18 protein-coding genes and 1 pseudogene are annotated in these 23,200 nt (G+C 71.5%); 8 read left to right on the top strand and 11 right to left on the bottom strand.

Annotation, left to right across the window (positions count from 1 at the left end; all coding sequences use genetic code 11):
- Nucleotides 1–159 precede the first annotated feature (159 nt).
- Nucleotides 160–528: a hypothetical protein gene (locus ACFHW1_RS15325; RefSeq protein WP_416553713.1), complete on the top strand. Its 369-nt coding sequence runs from the start codon at nt 160–162 to the stop codon at nt 526–528.
- A 63-nt stretch (nt 529–591) separates the two neighbouring features.
- Here ACFHW1_RS15325 and serA read toward each other — a convergent pair whose 3' ends face one another.
- From serA to ACFHW1_RS15295, 6 genes are all read right to left on the bottom strand, one after another.
- Nucleotides 592–2,190: a phosphoglycerate dehydrogenase gene (gene serA / locus ACFHW1_RS15320; protein WP_416553711.1), complete on the bottom strand. Its 1,599-nt coding sequence runs from the start codon at nt 2,188–2,190 to the stop codon at nt 592–594.
- Nucleotides 2,191–2,416: 226 nt separating this feature from the next.
- The gene (mpgS, locus tag ACFHW1_RS15315) at nt 2,417–3,652 is read right to left on the bottom strand and encodes a mannosyl-3-phosphoglycerate synthase (RefSeq protein WP_416553709.1); all 1,236 of its coding nucleotides are present in this window, start codon (nt 3,650–3,652) and stop codon (nt 2,417–2,419) included.
- A 177-nt stretch (nt 3,653–3,829) separates the two neighbouring features.
- A complete protein-coding gene (ilvC, locus tag ACFHW1_RS15310; RefSeq protein ID WP_416553707.1) occupies nt 3,830–4,843 on the bottom strand; it encodes a ketol-acid reductoisomerase in 1,014 nt (337 codons plus the stop codon).
- A 103-nt stretch (nt 4,844–4,946) separates the two neighbouring features.
- A complete protein-coding gene (gene ilvN, locus ACFHW1_RS15305; RefSeq protein WP_282234408.1) occupies nt 4,947–5,462 on the bottom strand; it encodes an acetolactate synthase small subunit in 516 nt (171 codons plus the stop codon).
- Nucleotides 5,463–5,511: 49 nt separating this feature from the next.
- Nucleotides 5,512–7,401 carry an acetolactate synthase large subunit gene (locus ACFHW1_RS15300; RefSeq protein ID WP_416553705.1) on the bottom strand — a complete coding sequence of 630 codons (1,890 nt, stop codon included), beginning with the start codon at nt 7,399–7,401 and terminating at the stop codon, nt 5,512–5,514.
- A gap of 197 nt (nt 7,402–7,598) precedes the next feature.
- Nucleotides 7,599–9,926, bottom strand: a complete 2,328-nt coding sequence (locus ACFHW1_RS15295; protein ID WP_416553781.1) for a putative bifunctional diguanylate cyclase/phosphodiesterase — start codon at nt 9,924–9,926, stop codon at nt 7,599–7,601.
- Between the two features lie 149 nt (nt 9,927–10,075).
- Here ACFHW1_RS15295 and ilvD point away from each other — a divergent pair, with 149 nt between their 5' ends.
- From ilvD to ACFHW1_RS15280, 3 genes are all read left to right on the top strand, one after another.
- Nucleotides 10,076–11,923: a dihydroxy-acid dehydratase gene (ilvD, locus tag ACFHW1_RS15290; RefSeq protein WP_416615644.1), complete on the top strand. Its 1,848-nt coding sequence runs from the start codon at nt 10,076–10,078 to the stop codon at nt 11,921–11,923.
- Nucleotides 11,924–12,013: 90 nt separating this feature from the next.
- Nucleotides 12,014–13,291: a DNA polymerase IV gene (gene dinB, locus ACFHW1_RS15285; RefSeq protein WP_416553701.1), complete on the top strand. Its 1,278-nt coding sequence runs from the start codon at nt 12,014–12,016 to the stop codon at nt 13,289–13,291.
- 55 nt (nt 13,292–13,346) lie between these two features.
- Nucleotides 13,347–14,084, top strand: coding sequence for a carbon-nitrogen hydrolase family protein (locus tag ACFHW1_RS15280; RefSeq protein WP_416553699.1), 738 nt, complete (start codon nt 13,347–13,349; stop codon nt 14,082–14,084).
- A gap of 39 nt (nt 14,085–14,123) precedes the next feature.
- On the opposite strand, the gene ACFHW1_RS15275 is transcribed toward ACFHW1_RS15280, so the two are convergent.
- On the bottom strand, nt 14,124–14,732 hold the full coding sequence (locus ACFHW1_RS15275; protein ID WP_416553697.1) for a hypothetical protein: 609 nt from the start codon (nt 14,730–14,732) through the stop codon (nt 14,124–14,126).
- A gap of 88 nt (nt 14,733–14,820) precedes the next feature.
- Here ACFHW1_RS15275 and ACFHW1_RS15270 point away from each other — a divergent pair.
- Together ACFHW1_RS15270 and ACFHW1_RS15265 are read left to right on the top strand one after the other, a co-directional pair.
- Nucleotides 14,821–15,288, top strand: a pseudogene (locus ACFHW1_RS15270) (serine hydrolase domain-containing protein); the annotation flags it as partial.
- A complete protein-coding gene (locus ACFHW1_RS15265) occupies nt 15,203–15,982 on the top strand; it encodes a serine hydrolase (RefSeq protein ID WP_416615657.1) in 780 nt (259 codons plus the stop codon). The pseudogene ACFHW1_RS15270 and the gene ACFHW1_RS15265, both read left to right, overlap by 86 nt.
- Here the strand turns inward: ACFHW1_RS15265 and ACFHW1_RS15260 are convergent.
- The 3 genes from ACFHW1_RS15260 to ACFHW1_RS15250 form a co-directional block, all read right to left on the bottom strand.
- Nucleotides 15,963–16,538: a GNAT family N-acetyltransferase gene (locus ACFHW1_RS15260; RefSeq protein WP_416553695.1), complete on the bottom strand. Its 576-nt coding sequence runs from the start codon at nt 16,536–16,538 to the stop codon at nt 15,963–15,965. The genes ACFHW1_RS15265 and ACFHW1_RS15260 overlap by 20 nt on opposite strands.
- A gap of 145 nt (nt 16,539–16,683) precedes the next feature.
- On the bottom strand, nt 16,684–18,225 hold the full coding sequence (locus ACFHW1_RS15255) for a sigma-70 family RNA polymerase sigma factor (RefSeq protein ID WP_416615643.1): 1,542 nt from the start codon (nt 18,223–18,225) through the stop codon (nt 16,684–16,686).
- A gap of 37 nt (nt 18,226–18,262) precedes the next feature.
- Entirely contained in the window at nt 18,263–19,054 is a 792-nt protein-coding gene (locus ACFHW1_RS15250) for a hypothetical protein (protein ID WP_416615641.1), read from the bottom strand.
- Between the two features lie 929 nt (nt 19,055–19,983).
- Here ACFHW1_RS15250 and ACFHW1_RS15245 point away from each other — a divergent pair.
- Together ACFHW1_RS15245 and ACFHW1_RS15240 are read left to right on the top strand one after the other, a co-directional pair.
- Nucleotides 19,984–20,874 carry a helix-turn-helix domain-containing protein gene (locus ACFHW1_RS15245; protein WP_416615656.1) on the top strand — a complete coding sequence of 297 codons (891 nt, stop codon included), beginning with the start codon at nt 19,984–19,986 and terminating at the stop codon, nt 20,872–20,874.
- Nucleotides 20,871–21,056: a DUF397 domain-containing protein gene (locus ACFHW1_RS15240; protein WP_416553689.1), complete on the top strand. Its 186-nt coding sequence runs from the start codon at nt 20,871–20,873 to the stop codon at nt 21,054–21,056. The genes ACFHW1_RS15245 and ACFHW1_RS15240 overlap by 4 nt, the downstream gene beginning before the upstream one ends.
- 94 nt (nt 21,057–21,150) lie before the next feature.
- Here the strand turns inward: ACFHW1_RS15240 and ACFHW1_RS15235 are convergent, their stop codons facing one another.
- The gene (locus ACFHW1_RS15235) at nt 21,151–23,172 is read right to left on the bottom strand and encodes a cellulase family glycosylhydrolase (RefSeq protein WP_416615639.1); all 2,022 of its coding nucleotides are present in this window, start codon (nt 23,170–23,172) and stop codon (nt 21,151–21,153) included.
- Nucleotides 23,173–23,200: the final 28 nt, after the last annotated feature.

Raw genomic sequence — 23,200 nt, 5'->3', positions numbered from 1 at the left:
CCCGAAGACGCGACCGGCGCCGGAGCAACTCCTGAGCAACCGCACCGCCACGCTATCGATTCCGCACAACCGGGCGCAAGGTTCCAATTCCTCTGACATTGCTTGTCGGCCACGGCACTGGGTGGAACGATCCCCCTGATGGATGGCACGCTGTGCGGCGTGACATTCGATCTAGTCGTATGGGCGTTGGACGATCAGTCCACCTCGGCGGACGTACACGCCGCACACGAACTGTGCCGGCAGGGTGAGCACGCCGACGGTGCGACCGACCGCCGGATCACGTCCTTCCACGCCGCGCTGACCGCCAGCTACCCGGATCAAGGTGCCGCCTCCACCACAGAAGACTGCCCCTGGGCAAAGGTCCCATTACATACCGCAACCGACCACGTCGAGATGAACCTGCGTCAGACCTGCGCCGACGAGGTGCTGCTCACCATCGAACGGCTGGCTCAGGAACACAATCTGCTGCTGCTCGATCCGCAGGACGGCTCGGTCTATCCGCCGCCGGCCAGCGCGTCGACCCGCTGAGCGGGCGGCGGTTCGGGGACGCGGGTCCCCGAACCGCCGAAGCCGGACGACACGTCCGGCAGGTCACTCCTCGCGCAGATCCACCGCGCTGGCCGCGGTCGCCCCGATCGAGCTGGCGGCATTGTGCAGCGACTCCGCGCCGACAGCGGAGTCGACGGTGAGGGTCATCAGCGCCTCGCCACCGACGGACCGCCGGGCCACCTGCATGGCGGCGATGTTGACACTGGACTCACCGAGGATCGAGCCGATGGTCCCGACCACGCCCGGCCGGTCGGCGTACCGGAAGAAGAGCAGGATGCCCTCGGCGGACAGCTCGAGGTCGAAGCCGTCGACCTCGGTCAGCCGGACCACGTCCCGGCCGGCGGACTGCACCACGGTGCCGGAGACACTTGCCGTACCGCCGTCGGGCAGCACGCCCCGGACGGTGACCAGGTTGGGCTGGTCGGCGGTGTCCGGGTGAGTGACCAGCTCCACCTCGACGCCCCGGTCGGCGGCCAGGTGCGGCGCGTTGACGTAGGTGACCTGTTCCTCGACCACCGAGCTGAACAGCCCCTTGGTCGCGGCCAGCTTGAGCACCGACACCTCGTTGCCGACGACCTCGCCGCGTACCTCGACGGTGACGCTGGCCGCGACCACCCCGGCCACCGCGGTGAACACCTTGCCCAGCTTCTCGGCCAGCGGCAGCAGCGGCCGGACGTCCTCGGCGACCACCCCGCCGGCCTGCACATTCACCGCGTCGGGGACGAATTCGCCCTGCAGCGCGAGCTTGACGCTGCGGGCCACCGCCAGACCCGCCTTGTCCTGCGCCTCGGCGGTAGAGGCGCCCAGGTGCGGGGTGGCGACCACGTTGTCGAAGGCGAACAGCGGCGAGGAGGTGCACGGCTCCTTCGCGTACACGTCGACGCCGGCACCACCGACCCGGCCCTCGGCCAACGCGTCGGCCAGCGCCTGCTCGTCGACGAGGCCGCCCCGGGCGGCGTTGACGATCCGGACCCCGGGCTTGACGATCGCCAGCTCCTTTTCGCCGATCAGGCCGAGCGTCTCCGGGGTCTTCGGCAGGTGGATCGAGATGAAGTCGCTCTCCCGGAGCAGCTCCTCCAGTCCGACCAGGCGAACCCCGAGCTGGGCCGCGCGGGCCGGCTGGATGTACGGGTCGTACGCGATCAGCCGGGTACCGAACGCGGCGATCCGCTGCGCGAACAGCACGCCGATGCGGCCGAGCCCGACCACGCCGATGGTCTTGCCCTGCAGCTCCACGCCGGTGTACTTGGACCGCTTCCACTCGCCGGCCTTGAGCGCGGCGCTGGCGCTGGCGGTGTTGCGGGCCACCGCGAGCAGCAGGGCGATCGCCTGCTCGGCCGCGGAGACGATGTTGGAGGTGGGTGCGTTCACCACCATGACGCCTCGGGCGGTGGCGGCCGGTACCTCGACGTTGTCCAGGCCGACACCGGCGCGGGCGACCACCTTCAGCTGGGGCGCGGCGGCCAACGCCTCGGCGTCGATCTGGGTGGCGCTGCGCACGATCACCGCGTGGGCGTCGGCGAGCGCGGCGAGCAGGGCGGGACGGTCCGTGCCGTCGACGTGGCGGACATCGAAGTCATGAGCGAGTACGTCGATTGCGGCGGGCGCGAGCTCTTCAGCGATCAGTACGACAGGATTCATTGGTCCTCAAAGTCGTCCGGGACGGGTATCTGCGGCGGTGGGGCGCCGCTCTGCGCCCTACGCTCCCCCGCCCGGGTGTCGCGCCGGCACGGAGGCGGCCTACCCGCGATCGTAGGCGCAGCCGTGGACGGCGCGGCTCGGGGCCGGGGGTGAGGGCCCTCACAAATCAGACCTAACACCCGCCCCGGCCAACCGACGCCGTACTCCGACTGCCGCCGCCGGACCGTCAGCCGGCCGGTGCCGGACTGACCGGATGACGGGGGATCCGACTACGGACGATGCCGCCGTCACCGATCTGCCGGAACGTGCCGGCCTCCGCCTCCAGGGTGTCGTAGAGCAGGTCGAAGGCGAGCGAACCGACCGGCGGATAGACCCGTTCGCGGGGCGGCTCGGCCCCCGGCGACAACGCCCCCTGGTCGATCATGAACTCGAGGATCGCCTCGCGGACCGCCGGCAGGCACACCGGGGAGTGGTACAGCACGTTGAGCGCCTGCATCCGCATGCCCTGGACGTGCTCCTCGCCCTTGTTGTCGTGGAAGTGCGGATTGCGGGTCTCCACCTGCAGCACCGGCACCGAATGCGCCATCACCTCGGGGCTGTCGGTGTCCAGGATGCCGCCGAAGCGCTCGAACAGGTCGACGTACTCGTACGGCTCGACCGCGAAACCGCCGGCCAGCCGCAGCCGCAGGCCGAGGTCGAGGCTGAGAGCGTGTTCGCCGGCGTTGCCGGTGGCGATCACCTCGGTGCCGAAGCCGGAGTACTCGGCGATCAGCCGGTTCAGGAACCCGTTGGTGATCTCCGAACTGCGGCCCCGGCGACTGAAGAACAGTCGGCCGTCGCGCAGCTTGGGCTTGGAGTGCCAGGAGATCCGGACCATCGGATACGGGCTGTCGGCCAGGTGCAGGCCAGCGGCGTACACCTTGCAGTATTCGTGGACCGCGCCGGGGACGTAGTTGTCGGCGTCCACGTAGCCGACATACCGGCGCCCGGTGAGCGCGGCGACCGCCATGCCGATCAGCATGGCCTCACCCTTGCCGGTACGGATCAACCCGCTCTCGTCGATCAACTCCGGCATGCCAGCGGCTTTCATCGCCGCGGCCAGCCCTGGATCCCGTTGATGCACGGTGATCGCCGGTCGGTCCGCCGACCGGCAGAACTGCTCGACGGTATGGGCCTCGATTTCATAACGGTCCACCGGCTGCCGGCCGCTGTTCGAGACAAGCACGATCAGACAGTCGTGCGGAATACCAGAGAGCACTCCTTCAATCACCCTGCGTGTTTCATTCATGCAGGGTATGACCACCACCATGTCCCGCTCGACGGCCCGGATATCCTCCTGGGAGACCAGCCCACGGCCCCGGTCACCGGCGACATCCCCCGAGTCCAGCTCGATGACACGCTGAAGCTCATGGATGCGAACGGCCCCGAAGCGCTCCGTGCGGTGCGATTGCTCCAGACGCATGCGGGGCACATTACCCGAGGCGGCCATTAACTACCTGTAACCGTAGGTCAATTATCGGCGCCGGAAACCTGGTACCCGAAACCGACCCCAACCCGCAATCTTTCGGTAACGAAACCCGCCCCGAGATAGGCACAGAGCCCACCACTGATCACTGTCGGTGATGGGCTCTGTCCGGCGTCAGGCGGTCTCGGTGATCGGCCGGTCGACCCAGCTCATCATGCCGCGCAGCTTCCGCCCGGTCTCCTCGATCGGGTGCGCGGCGCCCTCGGCCCGCCACTTGGCGAAGTTCGGCCGGCCCGCGTCATCCTCGGCGATCCACTCCCGGGCGAACTCCCCGGACTGCACCTCGGCGAGGATCTTGCGCATCTCCTCCTTGACCCGGGCGTCGACCACCCGTGGGCCACGGGAGTAGTCGCCGTACTCGGCGGTGTCCGACACGCTGTAGCGCATCCGGGCGATGCCACCCTCGTACATCAGGTCCACGATCAGCTTGAGCTCGTGCAGGCACTCGAAGTAGGCGATCTCCGGCGCGTAGCCGGCTTCGGTCAGCACCTCGAACCCGGTCTGCACCAGCGCCGACGCGCCACCGCAGAGCACCGCCTGCTCACCGAACAGGTCGGTCTCGGTCTCCTCCTTGAAGGTGGTCTTGATCACGCCGGCCCGGGTGCCGCCGATCGCCTTGGCGTACGCCAGGGCGAGGCCGAAGCCACCACCGCTGGCGTCCTGCTCGACCGCGACCAGGCAGGGCACGCCCTTGCCGTCGACGTACTGCCGACGGACCAGGTGCCCGGGGCCCTTCGGCGCCACCATCGCCACGTCCACGTCGGCCGGCGGGGTGATGAACCCGTACCGGATGTTCAGCCCGTGGCCGAAGAAGAGCGCCTTGCCGGCGGTCAGGTTCGGCGCGATCGCCTCGGCGTAGAGCGAGCGCTGCGCGGTGTCCGGGGCCAGCACCATGATCACGTCGGCCCACGCCGACGCCTCGGCCGGACCGAGCACCCGCAGCCCCTGCTCCTGTGCCTTGGCCCGGCTCTTGGAACCCTCCGGCAGGCCGATCACGACGTCGACACCCGAGTCGCGCAGCGACAACGCGTGGGCGTGGCCCTGGCTGCCGTACCCCAGCACGGCGACCTTGCGCCCCTGGATGACGGCCAGGTCGGCGTCGTCGTCGTAGAACACCTCAGCGGTCATGACTTCCCTCTCGTGTGCCCGGCCACGGTGGCCGGCTTCTCCTCGGGCGGCAGCTGCCTGCCGCAGGTCATCAGGCCGGCAGCCGATGCCGCCGGCCAGCGGGTCAGGCGGCGCGCAGGGCCGGCCCGGTGGTGATCGACCGGGAGCCGCGCCCGATCGCGACCAGACCGGACTGCACCATCTCCTTGATGCCGAACGGTTCGAGATCGCGCAGCAACGCGTCCAGCTTGTCGGACGTGCCGGTGGCCTCGACGGTGAGGGTGTCCGGTGCGACGTCCACCACCCGGGCACGGAACAGGTTCACCGTCTCCAGCACCTGCGACCGCATCGCGCGGTCCGCGCGGACCTTGACCAGCAGCAACTGGCGGGCGACCGACACCGCCGGGTCGAGTTCCACGATCTTCAGTACGTTGACCAGCTTGTTCAGCTGCTTGGTCACCTGCTCCAGCGGCGACGAGTCGGCGTCGACGACGATGGTGACCCGGGAGACCTCGGGGTTCTCCGTCTCGCCGACCGCCAGTGAGTCGATGTTGAACCCGCGCCGGGAGAACAGGCCGGACACCCGGGCCAGCACCCCGGGCTTGTTCTCCACCAGCACGGAGAGCGTGTGCTTGGTCATTTCTTCCTCGTCATCATCGGATTGGCCGGGTCGTGACAGGCCGCCCTCGTCACAGGTCGTCCTCGTCGAAGGTGGGCCGGACGTCCCGGGCGAACATGATCTCATCGTTGCTGGTACCGGCGGCGACCATCGGCCAGACCATGGCGTCCTTGCCGACCACGAAGTCGATCACGACCGGAACGTCGTTGATCTCCATTGCGGCGGCAATGGTCTTGTCCACGTCCGCGGCGTTCTCACAGCGCAGCCCGACACAGCCGAGCGCCTCGGCCAGCTTGACGAAATCCGGGATGCGGTGCTTGTGGGTGCCCAGGTCGGTGTTGGAGTAGCGCTCGCCGTAGAACAGCGTCTGCCACTGCCGGACCATGCCCAGGTTGCCGTTGTTGATCAGCGCCACCTTGACCGGGATGCCCTCCAGAGCACAGGTGGCCAGCTCCTGGTTGGTCATCTGGAAGCAGCCGTCGCCGTCGACCGCCCAGACCACGGTCTCCGGCCGGCCGACCTTGGCGCCCATCGCGGCCGGGACCGCGTACCCCATGGTGCCCAGGCCGCCGGAGTTGAGCCAGGTGTTCGGCTTCTCGTAGGAGATGAACTGGGAGGCCCACATCTGGTGCTGGCCGACGCCGGCAACATAGACGGCGTCCGGTCCAGCCAGCTTGCCGAGCCGCTCGATCACGTACTGCGGGGACAGCGTGCCGTCGTCCGGCTCGTCGTAGCCCAGCGGGTAGCGCGCCCGCAGGTCGTCCAGCTGCGCCCACCAGTCGGTGCGGTCGCCGGCCGGGCCGGCGGAACGCGCCGCCGGGCGGCCGGCGGGGGGGACGGCCCGCTCCGCCGCCGGGTACGCCTCGATCAGCTCGTCGATGACGTGCCGCGCGTCGCCGACGATTGGCACGTCGGCGGTACGGTTCTTGCCGATCTCGGCCGGGTCGATGTCGGCGTGGACCACGGCGGCGCCCGGGGCGAAGGAATCCAGCTTGCCGGTCACCCGGTCGTCGAACCGGGCGCCGAGGGCGACGATCAGGTCCGCCTTCTGCAGCGCGTACACCGCCGCGACGGTGCCGTGCATGCCGGGCATGCCCAGGTGCTGCGGGTGCGAGTCGGGGAACGCGCCCCGGGCCATCAGCGTGGTGACCACCGGGATGCCGGTCAGTTCGGCGAGCCGGCGCAGCCCTTCGGTGGCCTGCGCCTTGAGCACGCCGCCGCCGACGTAGAGCACCGGGCGGCGGGCGCCGGCCATCAGCCGGGCCGCCTCGCGGATCTGCTTGCCGTGCGGGTGCAGGGTGGGCCGGTAGCCGGGCAGGTCCAGCGTCGGCGGCCAGGCGAAGGTGGTCTGCGCCTGCAGCACGTCCTTGGGGATGTCGACCAGCACCGGGCCGGGCCGGCCGGTGGCCGCCAGGTGGAACGCCTCGGCGAGCACCCGGGGGATCTCCTCGCCCGACTGCACCAGGTAGTTGTGCTTGGTGATCGGCAGGGTGATGCCCTGGATGTCGGCTTCCTGAAAGGCGTCGGTGCCGATCGACGGGCGGGCCACCTGACCGGTGATGGCCACGATCGGCACCGAGTCCATGTACGCGTCGGCGATCGGCGTGACCAGGTTGGTGGCGCCCGGACCGGAGGTCGCCATGCACACCCCGACCCGACCGGTGGCCTGGGCGTAGCCGGTCGCGGCGTGCCCGGCGCCCTGCTCGTGGCGGACCAGGATGTGCCGCACCGTCGAGTCGTACAGCGGGTCGTAGGCCGGCAGGATCGCCCCGCCGGGGATGCCGAATACCACGTCGACGCCGAGTGCTTCCAGGGACCGGACCAGGCAACCCGCGCCGGAGACCGGCACCGGCGGGGCCGGCGGCGGGGTCACGGCGTTGGCGAGGGTGGCCGGGGTCGGCGCGGCCGCCGCTGCCGAGTGCGCGCGGTGGGCGAGGGTCTCGGGCGTGGGTCTCGTCATGACGATTCAGGCCTTCAGCTCAGTGGTCTCGTGACATGGGTCTCGGCGGCGTATCCGGCAGATGGGACCGATCGGCCGGAACCGGCAGGGATTTGGCAATAAAAACGGCCCTCGTGCAGATGCACGGGGCCAGCGCACTCTCGATCGGAGAGTGCGCTCAGGTAAGTACTCGAGACGACAGAGTCAGCGACATGGGGCTAAGCCTGACGCATCTCACGCGATGAGTCAACTGATCTCACATCCTGGGCGGGTAGCGGCGCCGCACCGGCGCTGGCCTGCTGATCTTCGCTGGAGCGGCGGCGACCGCCGATTCCATGCCGGTTACCGGACGACGTCGCCGCCGACAGCATCGCCTCCAGATGCTCGGCCGGCACCCCCCACCCGAACAGCGCGCCCTGCCCGAACCGGCAGCCCGCCTCCACCACGACGGCAAGCTCCGCCTGGTTGGTCACGCCCTCGGCGATGACCTCCAGACCCAGCTGGTGCCCGAGCCGCATCACCACGTCGACCATCGGCGCGAACGCCCGCCGATTCGGCAGCGGCGGCGCGACCGGACCCTGCTCGGCCACCAGACTGTGGTCGATCTTGAGAATGTCGATCGGCAGGTTCCGCAGCTGGCCGAGCGACGAATAGCCGGCACCGAAATCGTCCAGGGCGATCCGTACCCCGGTGGCGCGCAGCGCCTTCAGCCGGCGGATCAGCTCCGCGAGATCCCGGGCGACAGCATGTTCGGTGACCTCCAGCACGAGGCGTTGCGACGGCACCCGGTGCCGTCGCAACGCCTCGTCGACCTGCAGCACGTACTCCGGGGCGTGCAGCTCGTGCGGTGACACGTTGACCGACACCCAGACGTCGTGCCCCTCGGCCAGCCAGCGGGACAGCTGCCGGCACGCCTCGTCGAGCACCCAGGCACCCAGCCGGCTGATCATCCCGCACTCCTCGGCCAACGGGATGAACTCGTCCGGTGGCACCTTGCCCAGCTCCGGATGGTGCCACCGGATCAACGCCTCGGCCCCGACCGGCCGTACCGACGGCACCGCCACCACCGGCTGGAAGGCCAGCCGCAGCTCGCCGCGGTCGATAGCGCCACGCATCTCGTGCTCCAGCCGGACCCGGCGACGCTGGGCCTGGTCGTAGGAGACGTCGTAGCGCTCCACCCGGTTCTTGCCCCGCTGCTTCGCCGAGCGCAGCGCCAGGTCCGCGTTGCGCAACAGCGTCGGTACGTCCTGCGCGGTCGAACAGCAGGCCATCCCGATACTCGCCGACACGTAGATCGGCCCCTTGTCATGCGGGTACGGCTCGTCGAGGGCGCGCAGGATCCGAACCGCGACGCGGTGCGCCTGCTCCGGGTCGGACGACGACAGCAGTACGGCGAACTCGTCACCGCCCAGTCGGGCGGCCAAGCCCGCCCCGGCCAGCTCGGCGGCCAGCCGCCGGCCCACCTCGATCAGCACCGCATCGCCGACGTCATGGCCCCGCATGTCGTTGACGGTCTTGAAACCGTCCAGGTCCAGGGTGAGCAGCCCGCCGGGACGTTGACCGGTGACACAGTCGTAGAGCTCACGCAGCAGCGCCCGCCGGTTGGCCAGCCCGGTCAACGGGTCGGTGTGCGCCAGGTTGCGGAAATGGGCCTCGCTGGACGCCAGCCGGGCGGCGTACCGACGCACGTCGAGCAGGGCCAGATACTGCCGGCCGACCAGGATGAAGCCCTCCAGGCTGCCGACCGCCACCGCGACGGTGGTGAACTCGCCGCCGCTGGCCACGTGGTAGAACCCGGCAGCGGCCATCACCACCATCGGGAGGAACACGTAACCGGCCCCGCGCGGCACCAGGCCGGCCGACGCGCTGCCGCCGCACCCCGGCCGTCCCCCACCGAGCCAGACCAGCACCAGCCCGACCGGCAACCCGACGGCACCGGCCAGGACGAGCCCCACACCGTACTGGCAGATGCCCGCCGCCGCAGCGAGGCCGCTGAGCCCGATCAGCACGGCGCCCGCGCCGCCGAGCAGCGAACCGGCCGGATGCCGGCCGCTGTGCAGCGCGGTCATCACCGCCACCCCGATGATCGCGACGACGGTCGCGGTGGCCAGCGCGACCGCCGGGCAGGCGGTCGGGGTGGCCGCGCCCAGCAGCCGGGTCGGTGGGGCGACCAGCACCCAGCCGGTGAACCACAGCGCCGCACCGACCGCCAGGCAGTCGAGCAGGTGACGCGCGGTCGGCGCGGAGCGCCCGGCGGGGCCCGGCAGCCGCAGCAGGCCCCAGATCAGCAGCAGTCCGCCGAACGCACAGCCGACCGCGACGACCGTGGCGAGCAGGCTCCGCTGCGACTGTTGCCGGTCCCACTCGGCGGCCATCGCGACGGCGCCGGCCAGCCCGGTGAGCACACTGAAGGTGGTCAGCCCAGCGCCGACCGCGAGCAGTCGATGGGCCCGGTCGGATGATCCGTCCCGGCGGCGGGCCACGACGAACAATGAGCCAGCGCCCAGCGCAGCAGCCAACCCACTCGCCAGCGCGAGCTCCTGCATGCCCGAGGGGAGGTGCACGGCACAACTCTGCCGGATCGGCGCTGGATAGTGGTGCCGGGGTGCGGGTTTGCCCGCAGAAACATCCCGACACGTGAAACGCGCCACGGCTGGGGCCGCCGGCGCGGCAACCGTGGTGTAACACTTGTCGAATGCCTGAGCTGCGGTCGAGGACCTCCACCCACGGTCGGACGATGGCCGGCGCCCGGGCCCTGTGGCGGGCCACCGGAATGACCGACGACGACTTCGGCAAGCCGATCGTGGCCATCGCCAACAGCTTCACCCAGTTCGTGCCCGGCCACGTACATTTGAAGGACCTCGGCGGGCTGGTCGCCGACGCGGTCGCCGACGCCGGCGGGGTGGGGCGCGAGTTCAACACCATCGCCGTCGACGACGGCATCGCCATGGGCCACGGCGGCATGCTCTACTCGCTGCCCAGCCGGGAGCTGATCGCCGACGCCGTCGAGTACATGGTCAACGCGCACTGCGCCGACGCGCTGGTCTGCATCTCGAACTGCGACAAGATCACCCCGGGGATGCTGCTCGCCGCGCTGCGGCTGAACATCCCGACCGTGTTCGTCTCCGGCGGCCCGATGGAGGCCGGCAAGACCGTCGCCGTCGAGGGCGTCGTGCACGCCAAGCTCGACCTGATCGACGCGATGATCGCCGCGTCGAACGACGCCGTCACCGACGCTCAGCTCGACACCATCGAGCGGTCCGCCTGCCCGACCTGCGGCTCCTGCTCGGGCATGTTCACCGCCAACTCGATGAACTGTCTTACCGAGGCCGTCGGGCTGGCGCTGCCGGGCAACGGCTCGGCGCTGGCCACCCACGCCGCCCGCAAGGACCTGTTCGTCGAGGCCGGCCGGACCGTCGTGGAGATCGCCAAGCGGTGGTACGACGGCGACGACGCCTCGGTGCTGCCCCGCGCCGTCGCCAGCCGGGCCGCGTTCGAGAACGCGGTCGCCCTGGACGTGGCGATGGGCGGCTCCACCAACACGGTGCTGCACCTGCTGGCCGCCGCCCGCGAGGCCGAGCTGGACTTCGGCGTCGCCGACATCGACGACATCTCCCGCCGGGTGCCCTGCCTGGCGAAGGTCGCCCCGAACACCCCGAAGTACCACATGGAGGACGTGCACCGGGCCGGCGGCATCCCGGCGATCCTCGGCGAGCTGGACCGGGCCGGCGCGCTGCGCCGCGACGTGCACGCGGTGCACTCGCCGTCGCTGAGCCGTTGGCTGGCCGACTGGGACATCCGGGGCGGTAGCGCCACCGACGAGGCGGTCGAGCTGTTCCACGCCGCCCCCGGCGGGGTGCGCACCACCGAGCCGTTCTCCACCACCAACCGCTGGTCCAGTCTGGACACGGACGCGGCGCAGGGCTGCATCCGCGACGTGGCCCACGCGTACTCCGCCGACGGCGGCCTGGCGATCCTGCACGGCAACCTGGCCCCGCAGGGCGCGGTGGTCAAGACCGCCGGGGTGCCCGACGACTGCCTGATCTTCCGCGGCCCGGCCAAGGTGTACGAGTCGCAGGAGGAGACCGTCTCGGCGATCCTGGCCGGCGAGGTGGTCGCCGGTGACGTGGTGGTGGTCCGCTACGAAGGCCCCAAGGGTGGGCCGGGCATGCAGGAGATGCTCTACCCGACCTCGTTCCTGAAGGGGCGCGGCCTCGGCCGGGCCTGCGCGCTGATCACCGACGGCCGGTTCTCCGGCGGCACCTCGGGGCTGTCCATCGGGCACGCCTCCCCCGAGGCCGCCTCCGGTGGGCTGATCGCCCTGGTCGAGCCGGGCGACGAGATCGTCATCGACATCCCGGCCCGCAAGCTGGAGCTGAACGTGCCCGACGAGGTGCTGCAGGCCCGGCGGATCGCCCAGGAGAAGCGGGACCGCCCGTACACCCCGGTCGACCGGCAGCGGCCGGTGTCGGCGGCGCTGCGGGCGTACGCCTCGATGGCCACCTCGGCCAGCGACGGCGCGTACCGCCTCGTCCCGGAGTGACCCGCCGCCACCCGCAGCGACCCGCCGCCGGGTAGGCGACGTCTGCGCAGCTCACCCCCGTTCGTCGAACATCTGTGCGATGATGGCGCGGTGGCGGGTGAGGCCAGCATCCTGCACGCCGACCTGGACGCGTTCTACGCCTCGGTCGAGCAACGCGACGACCCCCGGCTGCGCGACCGGCCGGTGATCGTCGGCGCCGGCGTGGTGCTGGCCGCCAGCTACCAGGCCAAGGCACGCGGCGTACGCACCGCGATGCCCGCCCGGCGGGCCCGGCTGATCTGCCCGGAGGCGGTGGTGGTGCCGCCCCGGATGGCGGCCTACACGGCGGCCAGCCGGGCGGTGTTCGAGGTGTTCCGGCAGACCACGCCGCTGGTCGAGCCGCTCTCCATCGACGAGGCGTTCCTCGATGTCGGCGGGCTGCGCCGGCTCGTCGGAGCGCCGGCCGACATCGCCGCCCGGCTGCGGGTCGCGGTCCGCGACCAGGTCGGGCTGCCGATCACCGTCGGAGTGGCCCGGACCAAGTTCCTGGCCAAGGTGGCCAGCGGCGTCGCCAAACCGGACGGGCTGCTGGTGGTGCCACCCGACGACGAGTTGGCGTTCCTGCACCCACTGCCGGTCGAACGACTCTGGGGCGTCGGCCCGGTCACCGCCGGCAAGCTGCGCGAACGCGGCATCACCACGGTCGGCCGGGTGGCCGGCCTCGGGGAGGCGGCGCTGGTCAGCATCGTCGGTGCCGCCGCCGGCCGGCACCTGCACGCCCTCGCCCACAACCAGGACCCGCGCCGGGTCCAGACCGGCGGCCGACGCGGCTCGATCGGCTCCCAGCAGGCGCTCGGCCGGGCCAGCCGGGACCCGGCCGACGTGGACGCGATCCTCGCCGGGCTGGTCGACCGGGTCGGCCGGCGGATGCGGGCCGCCGGGCGCACCGGACGCACGGTCACCCTGCGGCTGCGGTTCGGCGACTTCACCCGGGCCACCCGCGCCCACACCCTGCCCCGGGCCACCAACCAGACGTCGACCATCCTGGACACCGCCCGCGACCTGCTGGCCGCCGCCGGACCGATGATCCGCGAACGCGGGCTGACCCTGGTCGGCGTCTCGGTCGGCAACCTCGACGACGGGCAGGCCACCCAGCTGGCGTTGCCCCTCGGACCGGCCGACGCGCCGCCGGAGGCACCGGCGCGGCGCTCCGTCGGCCGGCCGGTCGACCGGTCGGGCACGCGGCCGGTCGACGGGCCGGCCGGCAGGCAGGAGAGCCTGGACGCCGCGCTCGACGCGGTCCGGGACCGGTTCGGGTCCAGCGCGGTCAACCGGGCGGTGCTGCTCGGCCGCGACCTCGGCCCCGCCGCCCCACTGCTGCCGGACTGACCCGGCCCTGGCAGCGACGGCCCGTGTCAGGCCGGCCTCGGAGCTAGCATCAGGCATGCGCGGTCCCCTCACCCTCACCGTGGCCCAGCCGCCGACCGTCGGGCATGACGTGGCGGCCAACGCGCTCGCCCACGCCGACGCGGTCCGGACCGCCGGCGCGATGCGGGACGGTGACGCACAGCCAGCCGCCGGCCAGGTGGTGCTGTTCCCGGAGATGTCGCTGACCGGCTACGAACTCGACGCGGCACCGGTCGACCCCGACGATGCCCGGCTCGCCCCGATCGTCGACGCCTGCCGCGAAACCGGCAGCCTCGCGCTGGTCGGCGCGCCGGTCACCGGCGACAAGGGACACCGGCACATCGGCGTACTCGCGGTCGACGGCGGCGGTGCGCGGGTGGCGTACCGGAAGATGTTCCTGGGCGGTGCGGAGCCGGCGCACTTCACGCCCGGGCCGGCCCCCGCGGTGGTCGAGGTCGCCGGCTGGCGGCTCGGCCTGGCCGTCTGCAAGGACACCGGGGTGCCCGAGCACGCCGCCGTGACCGCCGCGCTCGGCATCGACGCCTACCTGGCCGGTGCGGTCGACGCGCCCCACGAATCGGTCGTCCAGCAGCAACGGGCTGCCCGGGTCACCGCCGCGCACCGGGTCCGGGTGGCGATCGCCAGCTTCGCCGGCGGCACCGGCGGCGGGTACACCGAAACGGCCGGCCGGTCCCGGATCTGGGCACCGGACGGGCGGCTGGTCGCCGAGGCCGGCCCGCAGCCCGGTGAGCTGGCCCGGGCCACCTTCAGCTGAGGCCACCGGTCAGTGAGCCGGTCGGTCGACGCCGCCCGGTCAGTCGGTCGGCGCCACTCGATTGGTCGGCGCTGCTGCCGGCCACAGCTCGACGGCACCGGCCGCCGCCTGCCGGATCAACTCACCAGAGATCTCCACCCGGCTGTGCGGGATGTCCCGCGCCGGCCAGGCGCATCCCACCGTCACCGGACCGTCCGGCGGCAGCGGCCACACCCAGAAGCGGGCGTCGTGCCGCTGCTGGTCGGTGCTGGCCGCCACGGGCGACAGCAGCGGGCCGGCGGGTTCACGGTCGGCCGGCACCGTGCTCCGGTGCAGGCTGCTCAACGCCGTCCCGTCAGCGAACCGGACCATCACCTGCAAGCCGCCGACCCCGTCGACCGGGGTACGCGGCCGCGGCGCCCCCGACGCAGCGGCAGCCGGCTCCCGCGCCGGACCGGCGGCGGTGGCCGGTTCCGGGGCCCGCAGGATCGCGCTGATGTCGAACTCGAAACCTGTCGGGTACGCCAGCAGACTGGTCAGGATCACCGCGGCCTGATCGCTGCGGGCCAGCAACAGTTGCCCGGCGACCACACCGCCGAGCACCGCCACCGGGCGGGCCAGCCACGGACGCGGCGGAACGCCTGCCTGCTGAGGATCTGCGGTATCCATCGGCTAACCATGCCACGAACCTGGCATTGGTCAATGGTGCCGCAGCGGCGGGCGGTCAACGGCACCGCCGCCGGCCGCACCCGACACAATGGCGGTCATGACGACGGAGGAACGACCCGGGTCGACGCCGGACCACACCGTCGCCGGCCTCCTGCCGACGACCCGGCGGGCGCTGCTGCACCGACTCGCCGTCGGCCAGGTCGACGGGCGGGCACCGTCGATGGTGGCGGCGGTGGTCCGCGCCGACGGGCTGGCCTGGGCCGCCGGCCGAGGTGAGGTCGACCACGGCACACCGGACGCGGCGACCAGCTACCGGATCGGGTCGATCAGCAAGACCTTCACCGCAGTGCAGGTGCTGCTGCTGCGGGAGGCGGGCCGGCTGGAGCTGACCGATCCGATCCAGCGGCACCTGCCCGGCTGCGGGGTCGCGGCGACCGTGGAGCAGTTGCTGGCACACACCGGCGGGCTACCTGCCGAGCCGCCCGGCCCGTGGTGGGAGCGCACCCCCGGCGAGCTGCGCCCCGAACTGTCCGACGTGCTCGGGCCGGCGTCCGACCGACGGCCGGCCGGGCACCGCTACCGCTACTCGAATCCCGGGTACGCGCTGCTCGGCGCCGCCGGAGAGTGCGGACCCGGACTGCGGGTACGGCCTCGGCCTGCAACTGCTCCGCCACGAAGGTCTGGAGCTGGCCGGGCACACCGGCTCGGTACCCGGTTTCCTCGCCGCGCTGTGGACCTGCCCCGACCAGGACGTCGCCGCTGTGGTGCTGGCCAATGTCACGACGGGACCGCAGATCGGCGAGATCGCCGCCGACCTCCTCAAGATCGTCGCTGACCGGGAGCCGGTGATCCCGCCTCCGTGGCGGCCGGCCACCGATGTCGACCTGACGCTGGTCGACCTGACCGGACCGTGGTACTGGGGTGCGCGCCCGGTGGCGCTCCGGCTGCTCGGCGACGGCACCCTGCAGCTCACCCCGATCGGCGTGGCCAACCGGGGCACCCAATTCCGACGTACGGCTGATGACCGATGGTTGGGCTTCAAGGGCTTCTACGCCGACGAGACGCTGCGGGTGTGCCGGGACGCGGCCGGCGCGGTCAGCCATCTCGATCTCGGCACCCTGGTGCTGACCCGGGGGCCGTACCAGCCGGCGACAGCGGTGCCGGGCGGGGTCGACCCGGCCGGCTGGCGTGCCGGCTCCGGCCAGCCGACCACCGGGACCGGCCGGTCGGTCAACGGATCCGCTGGCTGAGGATCTGGCCTGGCCACGGGCCGTCCGGCTGGTCGATGGTGAACGGCTCCGCGGCGGTGAACCCGGCCCGCTCGTAGTAGCGGACCAACGCCCGGTCACCACCGGCGTAGCAGTCGACCCGCAGCAGGGTCGCGCCGCGTTCGACGGCGAGCGTCCGAGCCCGGTCCAGTAGCGCCTGGCCGACCCCCCTACCCGCCCATGACCGGTCGGTGACCAGCAGGTTCACGTACAGTTCGGGTTCGTTGACCGGCGGCGCGTAGGACCGGGCCGTGCCGACGGCGAGCGCCCCGACGACCCGCTCACCACCGTCGCCGACCGGCACACAGGCCAGCACCAGGCCGCTCTCCTTCGCCCACCCGGTGACCGTCGCGATCCGACGTGGGTCGGTCGACTGCGGTTCGGTCCCCCACTGACCGGTACGGCCGTGTTCGGCCAGCCAGCGGACCGCGTCGTCGAGCAGCGCGAGGACCGCCGGGACGTCCGCCTGAGCGCCGGCCCGGTGGTAGATCCGAACCTGGTCGTCGAAGCGGTCGCCGCCGTCGGTGTCACGTTGCATGCCGGACATCCTGCCGTCTCGGCCGAGGTGACGTCGACCGGGCAGGACGTCGATCACAGACCCTTGCCCGCCGGGCACATCGACGCCGGTCTTCCCTGGTCAAGGCGGTGCCTCTCGCCGGTCCAGCGCAGCGCCTCCCGACTGGTCAGCGCGGCACCGGGCACGGGTTGGCAGCCGGGTACGGGCCGGCACCGGCCCGCCGCCCGTCGACTGCGACGACGGCGACCTGCCAGCTGACCGACGCCACGGACATCCGCCAGACCTGCCCGGTGGCGGTGTCCCCGGAGACCGTCATCGCCACCTCGCCGCCTTGCGCCGGCACCGCGCCCGGCGCGGCGATGCCGCCCGGACCGCCGGCACCGGGGCCGGAAGTCGACTGCGGGTCGGTTCCCGACCCTTGCGTGGGAGCCGTGGTCGGCGGTTGCGTCGAACCGGCCGCGCCGCTGGTCCAGGTGAGCACCGCCGACTCGACGGTGCCACCGGTGACGGTGGCGACGACGGTCAGCTGGTAGCGGCTGGATCCGGTGCAGGAGACCCGTGCCTCGGCCTGGACCGTCAACGGCGGCACCGGGTCGGCAGGACCGCTCGGCTCGGGAGCGCCACCGGCCGGCCCGGTCGGGGTCGGCGTCGGCGGTGCCGGTTCGCTCGGGGTGGCCGTCGGCGCGCTGCTGGCCGACGGCGTGGTCGGTGGCGCGGCCAGACCTGGCGACCCGGCCGGCGCCGACCGGGCGGTGTCGTCGACCGCACCCAGCCGGGGCACCACCACGGCACCGCCGATCAGCAGGGCCAGCACGGCGGCCGCCGCCAGGCCGGCCAGCAGCCGACCTCGACGCGGCTCGCCCCGGCGGGGGAAGCCGGTGGCCGGGTCGAACCGGCCGGCCCGCTGCTCGATCCGCGCCCGGGCCGCCACCTGCCCGGCGTCGGCGCTGGTCAGCTGCAGCCGGGGCCAGAGCTCCGCCGGGACGGCGAGCATCGGCAGCGTCGCGTACGCGGAGAACAACGCGGCCGGGCTGACCTGCCGGCGGCGCCGGTCGTCGCAGGTCGGGCAGTTCTCGATGTGCCGGCTGACCCGCTTGCGCAGCAACACGGTGAGGGTGCCGTCCCAACCGCGTAGCAGCTCACCGAGGGTCGGGCAGTCGTCGGCGCCGGTGCGGGCCACCAGCAACGCGCCGATGGCCCGTTCGAGTTGGGTCCGGGCCCGGGACAGCCGGGCGTGCGCGTGGCTGTCGGAGACCCCCAGCACGGCACCGACGTCGGCCGCGGACAGGTCGTGCCGGATGGCGAGCTCGATCACCTGCCGGTCACCGGGGTTCAGCCCGGCCGCCGTCGACCGGACCAGCTCCCGCAACTGTTCGGCACCGAGCCCGGTGACCGGGTCGACCGGCGTGGCGGGCAGCTCGCCTACGTCATCCAACGGCAGCTGCCGCCGCTGGCCACGGATGACCCGCAGGCACTCGTTGCGGGCGATGGCGTACAGCCACGGGCGCAGCCGCTCCGGGTCGCGTAGCTGCGCCGCCCGCTGACCGGCCAGGACGAACGTGTCGTGGACGGCGTCGGCCGCCCCGTCCGCGTCGCGCAGCATGAACCGGCAGTACGTGAACAGCCGGTCGGCGTACGCGCGGTAGGCACGGTCGAGGCCGCGCGGGTCACCGGCGACCAGCGCGGCCACGATGGCACGATCGTCCACGCGGGCAATGCTAGGCGGCGTGGTCGAGGACGGATCGTCACTGTCGCCAATACTCCAGTTGGTAGCGCGACGGGTCGGGCTGCCCGTTGCCGTGGCCGATGAGGCAGAGCCGGGTGTTGCCGGCCGCGACCAGCCGGGCCCGTTCGGCGTCGGCCGCGCTGGCCAGGAAGAGCAGCGGGGTGGCTGCGGCCCGCAGCCCCCAGCCGTCGCCGTCGGGTCCGTGCACCGCCAGCTCCACCGGGTCGTACGTGATGCAGTCGAAGTGCGGAGCGGGTCCGAACGGCAGCCCGGACGGGCCCTGGAAGTAGGTGATGATGTAGCGGTGCCGGTCGGCGCGGTCGTTGTCCCGGCCGATGAAGCAGAGCCGGGTCCAGTTGCGGGCCACTTTGACGCCGTCCTCGGCGTCGGTCTTGGTAGCGAAGAGTTTGATGGCGTGGCCGCCGTCGCGCATCCGCCACGCGTCGCCGCTCTGCTCGATCGTCAGATTCGCCGGGTCGTACGTCACACAGTCCTCGGCGGTTGGCTGCACGGGCGGTTCCGGTTCCCCGCCGTCACCGCCGTCGCCGGGGTCGGCGCCGTCGGTCTGCGGCTCGCCGGTGCCGGCCGACCCGCTGCCGCCGACGCCGGTCGGCGCGCCACCGAGTCCGGCTGCCCCGGACACCTGGCCACCGTCCGAGGCCGCGTCGGCCCGCCCCGAGCCGGACGGGCCGCAGGCCGCCAACGCCACCGCGAGCAGCACGCCCAGGACGGCGGCGGCGACGAACGTGACGGTGCCCCACCGCCAGGTCGACCGCCGCGCCAGCACCCCGAACTTGGTCGTGTAGATCATCTGGTCCTCCAGCCTCTCCGTGCCGGGTGGGTCGACGCCCCACCTGGGTCAATCGGGTTCTGCCCGGGTCGCGGTACATCCGGCGACGCCGCCGGACACAGGTGAGAGGCAACGGCCGGCCGATGACCAACAACTTTTTCTCAGTCGGCGTCGCGGCGACAGACACCGGCAGGACCGCGCGGGTCGCCGGCCATCGGCGCAGTCCACCGGTGAGGGGGTCACCTAGATTCGGGGCCAGCTTTGTTGACTCGGCAACTTTCTGCATCGATCGTTACATCGACGCATACCACTTCGATCGCGGGCCGAAGCGACCCTCGGCCCCTTCCGCCAACCGTCCCGAGAGGACACCGATGCATAGATCCGTCCACCGAGTCGCCGCAGGTCTCGCCGCCGCCCTGGTGACCACGCTGACCGCGACGCTACCGGCGTCGCCCGCGGCCGCTGGCGAGCCGGTCCAGAGCCCCGACAAGGGTCTGGTCTTCTACTCGAGCTACCCGACGGAGGTAGTCGGCAGGCAGTCCGCACCGGACGATGTCTGCCGCAGGTACCGGCCGACGCGACCTGGCTGCTCGCCTGGAGCGGCGGTTTCCGCTCCGTCCCCGGATACCGGACCTCCGACTGCAGCGGTCCGGCGACCGAGCCCAACAGCTTCCACAGCTGGCCGAAGGGCTACTTCCTCACCTACAAGGCTGACAGACCAGCCTCTTAGCGGACACCGGCGAGATCCCTCGGCACCGTGAACCGGACGGTAAACGCGTCCCGGCAAACACAACGTCACCCCACCGGTTCGGAGGTAGCGGCCGAGCTCGATGCCAGAGATGCATCAAGATGCACCTGCGGCATCACGTCCGGAAGCACTTTCGGTTCCCGGGATCAACTTCATCCATTACGTGAATCTGTTTCGGGTGGCCATGGCGCCAAGATCATGAATCCACCCCGGACTGATTGGACACGACGCGAGAAGATACCGGCACGCAAGGCAGTTGATTCCTGGTAGGAAGCTGCCCCGATACGGGCCGGAAGGACAAGCAGCAGTGAGCAGCAACGGCATTCCACAGGTGCTCAGGTTTCTCCGTTCGCTCAACGGCGGCATGACACAGGAGCAGTTGGCACAGCAGCTCAGCGTCTCGACATCGCTGATCGCCAAGTTCGAGACCGGTCGACAGATACCAATGCCCGACACGGCAGACCACATCGATCAGGTATTCAGCAGTGCCCCGCTGATCAAGGAACTCTCCGAGAACGCCCGCAAGAGCATCCCACCGGACTGGTTCCGGGCGCTACCGGAGTTGGAGCAGGAAGCCTCCGCGATTCGGCGGTACGAGTGCCAGATCATCCCTGGACTGCTCCAGACGGAAGCGTACGCCCGGGCCATCCTGCACAGCGGCCTGCTAACTCCCGCTAAGGCCGACGAGTACCTCGCCCTCAGGATGACGCGACAGGCCGCCGTGTTCGAGCGGGAGGAGCCGCCGGTGTGTCAGTTCATCATCGACGAGGACGGACTTCGTCGGGGAGACCCCGTGATCATGCGGGAGCAATTGGAGCACATCGCCGAGATGAGCACCCGGTCGCGGGTGCTGGTGCAGGTGGCCCCGGTATCCGCCGGCTTGCATCCCGGGCAAAACGGCCCGTTCATGCTCGCCAGCATGGCCGAGACCGGCGGCACCGTCGGCTATGTCGACGACCAGTTGGAGGGCCGCCTGGTGACCGATCCGAAGCGGGTTGCCACCCTCGAACAGGCCTGGCAGGCTCTGAGTGGTGTTGCGTTGCCGCGCGACCAGTCGCGAGACATGATCTTGAAGTTGGTGAAGGAACTATGACCGAGCCGGCGTGGCGCAAGTCCAGCCGCAGCAACAGCAACGGAAGCGACTGTGTCGAGGTGGCGGACAACCTTCCCGCTCGCGTCCTGGTCCGCGACAGCAAGGACCAGGGCGGTCCCACGCTCGCCTTCGGCCCGACCGCCTGGCGCTCGTTCATCGCTGAAGCACCCACGCTCCGCTGAGCCGCAGGATCAGCAGACGAGCGGCGACGACGTCGAGCCCCGGCCCCACGCCGACGGGGGCCGGGGCTCGACGCGCACCGGTGACCGCGCCGTCCTACTCGACCCGGACGTTGTCGATGTGGACGGAGCCCGGGTTGACGTAGACGTACATCTCGCGCACGTCGGCCAGCGCCTCGGCGTCACAGGACATCTCGGTCAGCAGGTCGATCTCGGCGGTGCCGGTCCAGTCCTGGTTCAGCCAGGTGAACGTGGACTGGCACCAGGTGTAGCTCGGCCCGGTCTGCACGGCGATCGCCGCGTTGGTGCCCACTGACGGGTCGGTACGCAGGTCGTACTTGAGGGTCACCCGACCGGACAGGTCCACCGGCTCAGCGAACGACGTGCCGAACCAGCCGCCGGTCACCGAGTCGACTCGCAGCCCGTACACCCCGTCGGTGGCGAACGCGTCCGACTGGGCGACGCTGCCGACACCCGGCTCCCACGACGGCGGTCCCCACCCGTCGGTGCCGGTCTCGAACGAGAACAGGGTCTGCACCCCGGCCGGGTCCGGTTTGACGGTGACCACCAGGTCGGCGACGTTCGAGGCGCGCCTGGCCCGGTCCCACACCCGGTACCGGGCGGTGGCCCGGCCGGCGAAGCCGTCCGCCGGGGTGAAGGTCACCGCACCGTCGCCGCCGAGCGCGAACTCCCCGCCCTCGACACTGACCTGCTTCTGCTGGCCGTGTTCCGTCGGGTCCAGGTCGATGGTGGCGGCTCGGACCGTACCCCGGTGGGCGATGTCGTTGGCCGCCGGCCGCAGCGTCGCGACCTGGCCGAACTCGACGGTGGTGGTGTCGTGGTCGGCGACCGGCGGCCACGGCCGGCGGTCGCCGCGCACCGCCGCGCCCGCGTTGGACAGCGTGGTGCAGACCGGGCTCGGGCAGTAGACGGTGTAACCGTCGTAGTCCGGGTAGCGGCTGCCGTCGTCCTGCACGCCGGAGAGGATCCAGTAGAGGAAACCGCTGGTGCTGCCGGCGATCGCCACGTCAGTCCACTCGCGGTAGACGACGTTGCGGGTCGACTTGTCGTGGATGCCGAACTCGCCGAGCATCACCGGCTTGCGGACCTTCTTCGCCTCGTGAGCGTGCCGGGTGATCCACTCGGTGCCCCAGGCGGCGTCCTTGCCCCAGTGGTCCGGGTAGAGGTGGTAGGAGACGACGTCGACGGCGGGCAACCTGCTCAGCGCGACGCTGTCGACGCCTTCACCGCAGTTGGTGGTCCAGTCGGCGCTGGTCGGATCGTCACAGAAGAAGCCCTCGTCGCCGACGCTGACCAGCTGCCGGGGAGCGATCGACTTGACGTGCCGGGTCATCTCGTCAGCCCAGGCGGTGAGCGTGTCGGTGGTGCAGTCCGGTGACTGCGGGTAGACCCCGGAGCCCTTGCAGCGCGGCTCGTTGCCCAGCTCCCAGGTCATCACCGTCGGGTCGTCCTTGTATCTCACCCCGGTGAAGGTGTTGGTGCGGTTCAGCACATGGCTGATCCAGTCTCTGTACCAGCCGCGGATTACCGGGTCGGTGTAGAAGTCGTCGTGGTACTGCCCGCCGCGCCAGCGCACGTACTGGTCCATGCCGCCGAAGTCACGCCAGTTGTTGGTCAGCGGGATGACCAGTTTGATGCCGGCTTCGCGGGCGGCGGCGAGGACGTAGTCGAGGCGTTGCAGGCCGTCCGGGCCGTCGTTGTACGCCGGCCGATCACCGTCGAAGTACTGGAAGTAGACCCCGTCGGCCGGGCCGGCGACCGAGTCGGAACCGTCGGCGTTGCCGATGTCGAGGAATCCCCAGGTACGCAGCACGGTGAACCCGGCAGATTTCGCGTCGGCGAACACGTCGTCGACCATCGTCGGCGACTTGTACATCAGGTAGTAGTTGTTGCTGCCGGCGAACCGGAACTTCCGGCCGTCGAGTGTGAGGTCGTCGCCGTGCCGGGTGACGAATTCGGCGGTCGGCGTACCAGGATGGCCGGGATGGCCGGGATGGCCGGGATGGTGGGCCGGCGGTGCGGCCTGGGCCGGGGCTGCCGCTGCGGTGAGCAGCAGCCCGGCCAGTGCCAGCAGCAGGCCAGCGGAGCGTGGGCGCATTGCGGGGTTCTCCTTGACCGTGGAGCGG

Source organism: Micromonospora sp. LOL_014, assembly GCF_048060245.1.
Taxonomy (GTDB): Bacteria; Actinomycetota; Actinomycetes; order Mycobacteriales; family Micromonosporaceae; genus Micromonospora_E.
The sequence above is the reverse complement of the archived record's forward strand: the minus strand, read 5'-3'. Positions and strand labels throughout refer to the sequence as shown.

Bases quoted from the DNA above. Each gene is read 5' to 3' on its own strand.
- serA (WP_416553711.1), bottom strand. From the start codon at position 2,190: ATGAATCCTGTCGTACTGATCGCTGAAGAGCTCGCGCCCGCCGCAATC.
- mpgS (WP_416553709.1), bottom strand. From the start codon at position 3,652: ATGCGTCTGGAGCAATCGCACCGCACGGAGCGCTTCGGGGCCGTTCGC.
- ilvC (WP_416553707.1), bottom strand. From the start codon at position 4,843: ATGACCGCTGAGGTGTTCTACGACGACGACGCCGACCTGGCCGTCATC.
- ilvN (WP_282234408.1), bottom strand. From the start codon at position 5,462: ATGACCAAGCACACGCTCTCCGTGCTGGTGGAGAACAAGCCCGGGGTG.
- ACFHW1_RS15300 (WP_416553705.1), bottom strand. From the start codon at position 7,401: ATGACGAGACCCACGCCCGAGACCCTCGCCCACCGCGCGCACTCGGCA.
- ACFHW1_RS15295 (WP_416553781.1), bottom strand. From the start codon at position 9,926: ATGCAGGAGCTCGCGCTGGCGAGTGGGTTGGCTGCTGCGCTGGGCGCT.
- ilvD (WP_416615644.1), top strand. From the start codon at position 10,076: ATGCCTGAGCTGCGGTCGAGGACCTCCACCCACGGTCGGACGATGGCC.
- ACFHW1_RS15280 (WP_416553699.1), top strand. From the start codon at position 13,347: ATGCGCGGTCCCCTCACCCTCACCGTGGCCCAGCCGCCGACCGTCGGG.
- ACFHW1_RS15275 (WP_416553697.1), bottom strand. From the start codon at position 14,732: ATGGATACCGCAGATCCTCAGCAGGCAGGCGTTCCGCCGCGTCCGTGG.
- ACFHW1_RS15260 (WP_416553695.1), bottom strand. From the start codon at position 16,538: ATGCAACGTGACACCGACGGCGGCGACCGCTTCGACGACCAGGTTCGG.
- ACFHW1_RS15250 (WP_416615641.1), bottom strand. From the start codon at position 19,054: ATGATCTACACGACCAAGTTCGGGGTGCTGGCGCGGCGGTCGACCTGG.
- ACFHW1_RS15240 (WP_416553689.1), top strand. From the start codon at position 20,871: ATGACCGAGCCGGCGTGGCGCAAGTCCAGCCGCAGCAACAGCAACGGA.
- ACFHW1_RS15235 (WP_416615639.1), bottom strand. From the start codon at position 23,172: ATGCGCCCACGCTCCGCTGGCCTGCTGCTGGCACTGGCCGGGCTGCTG.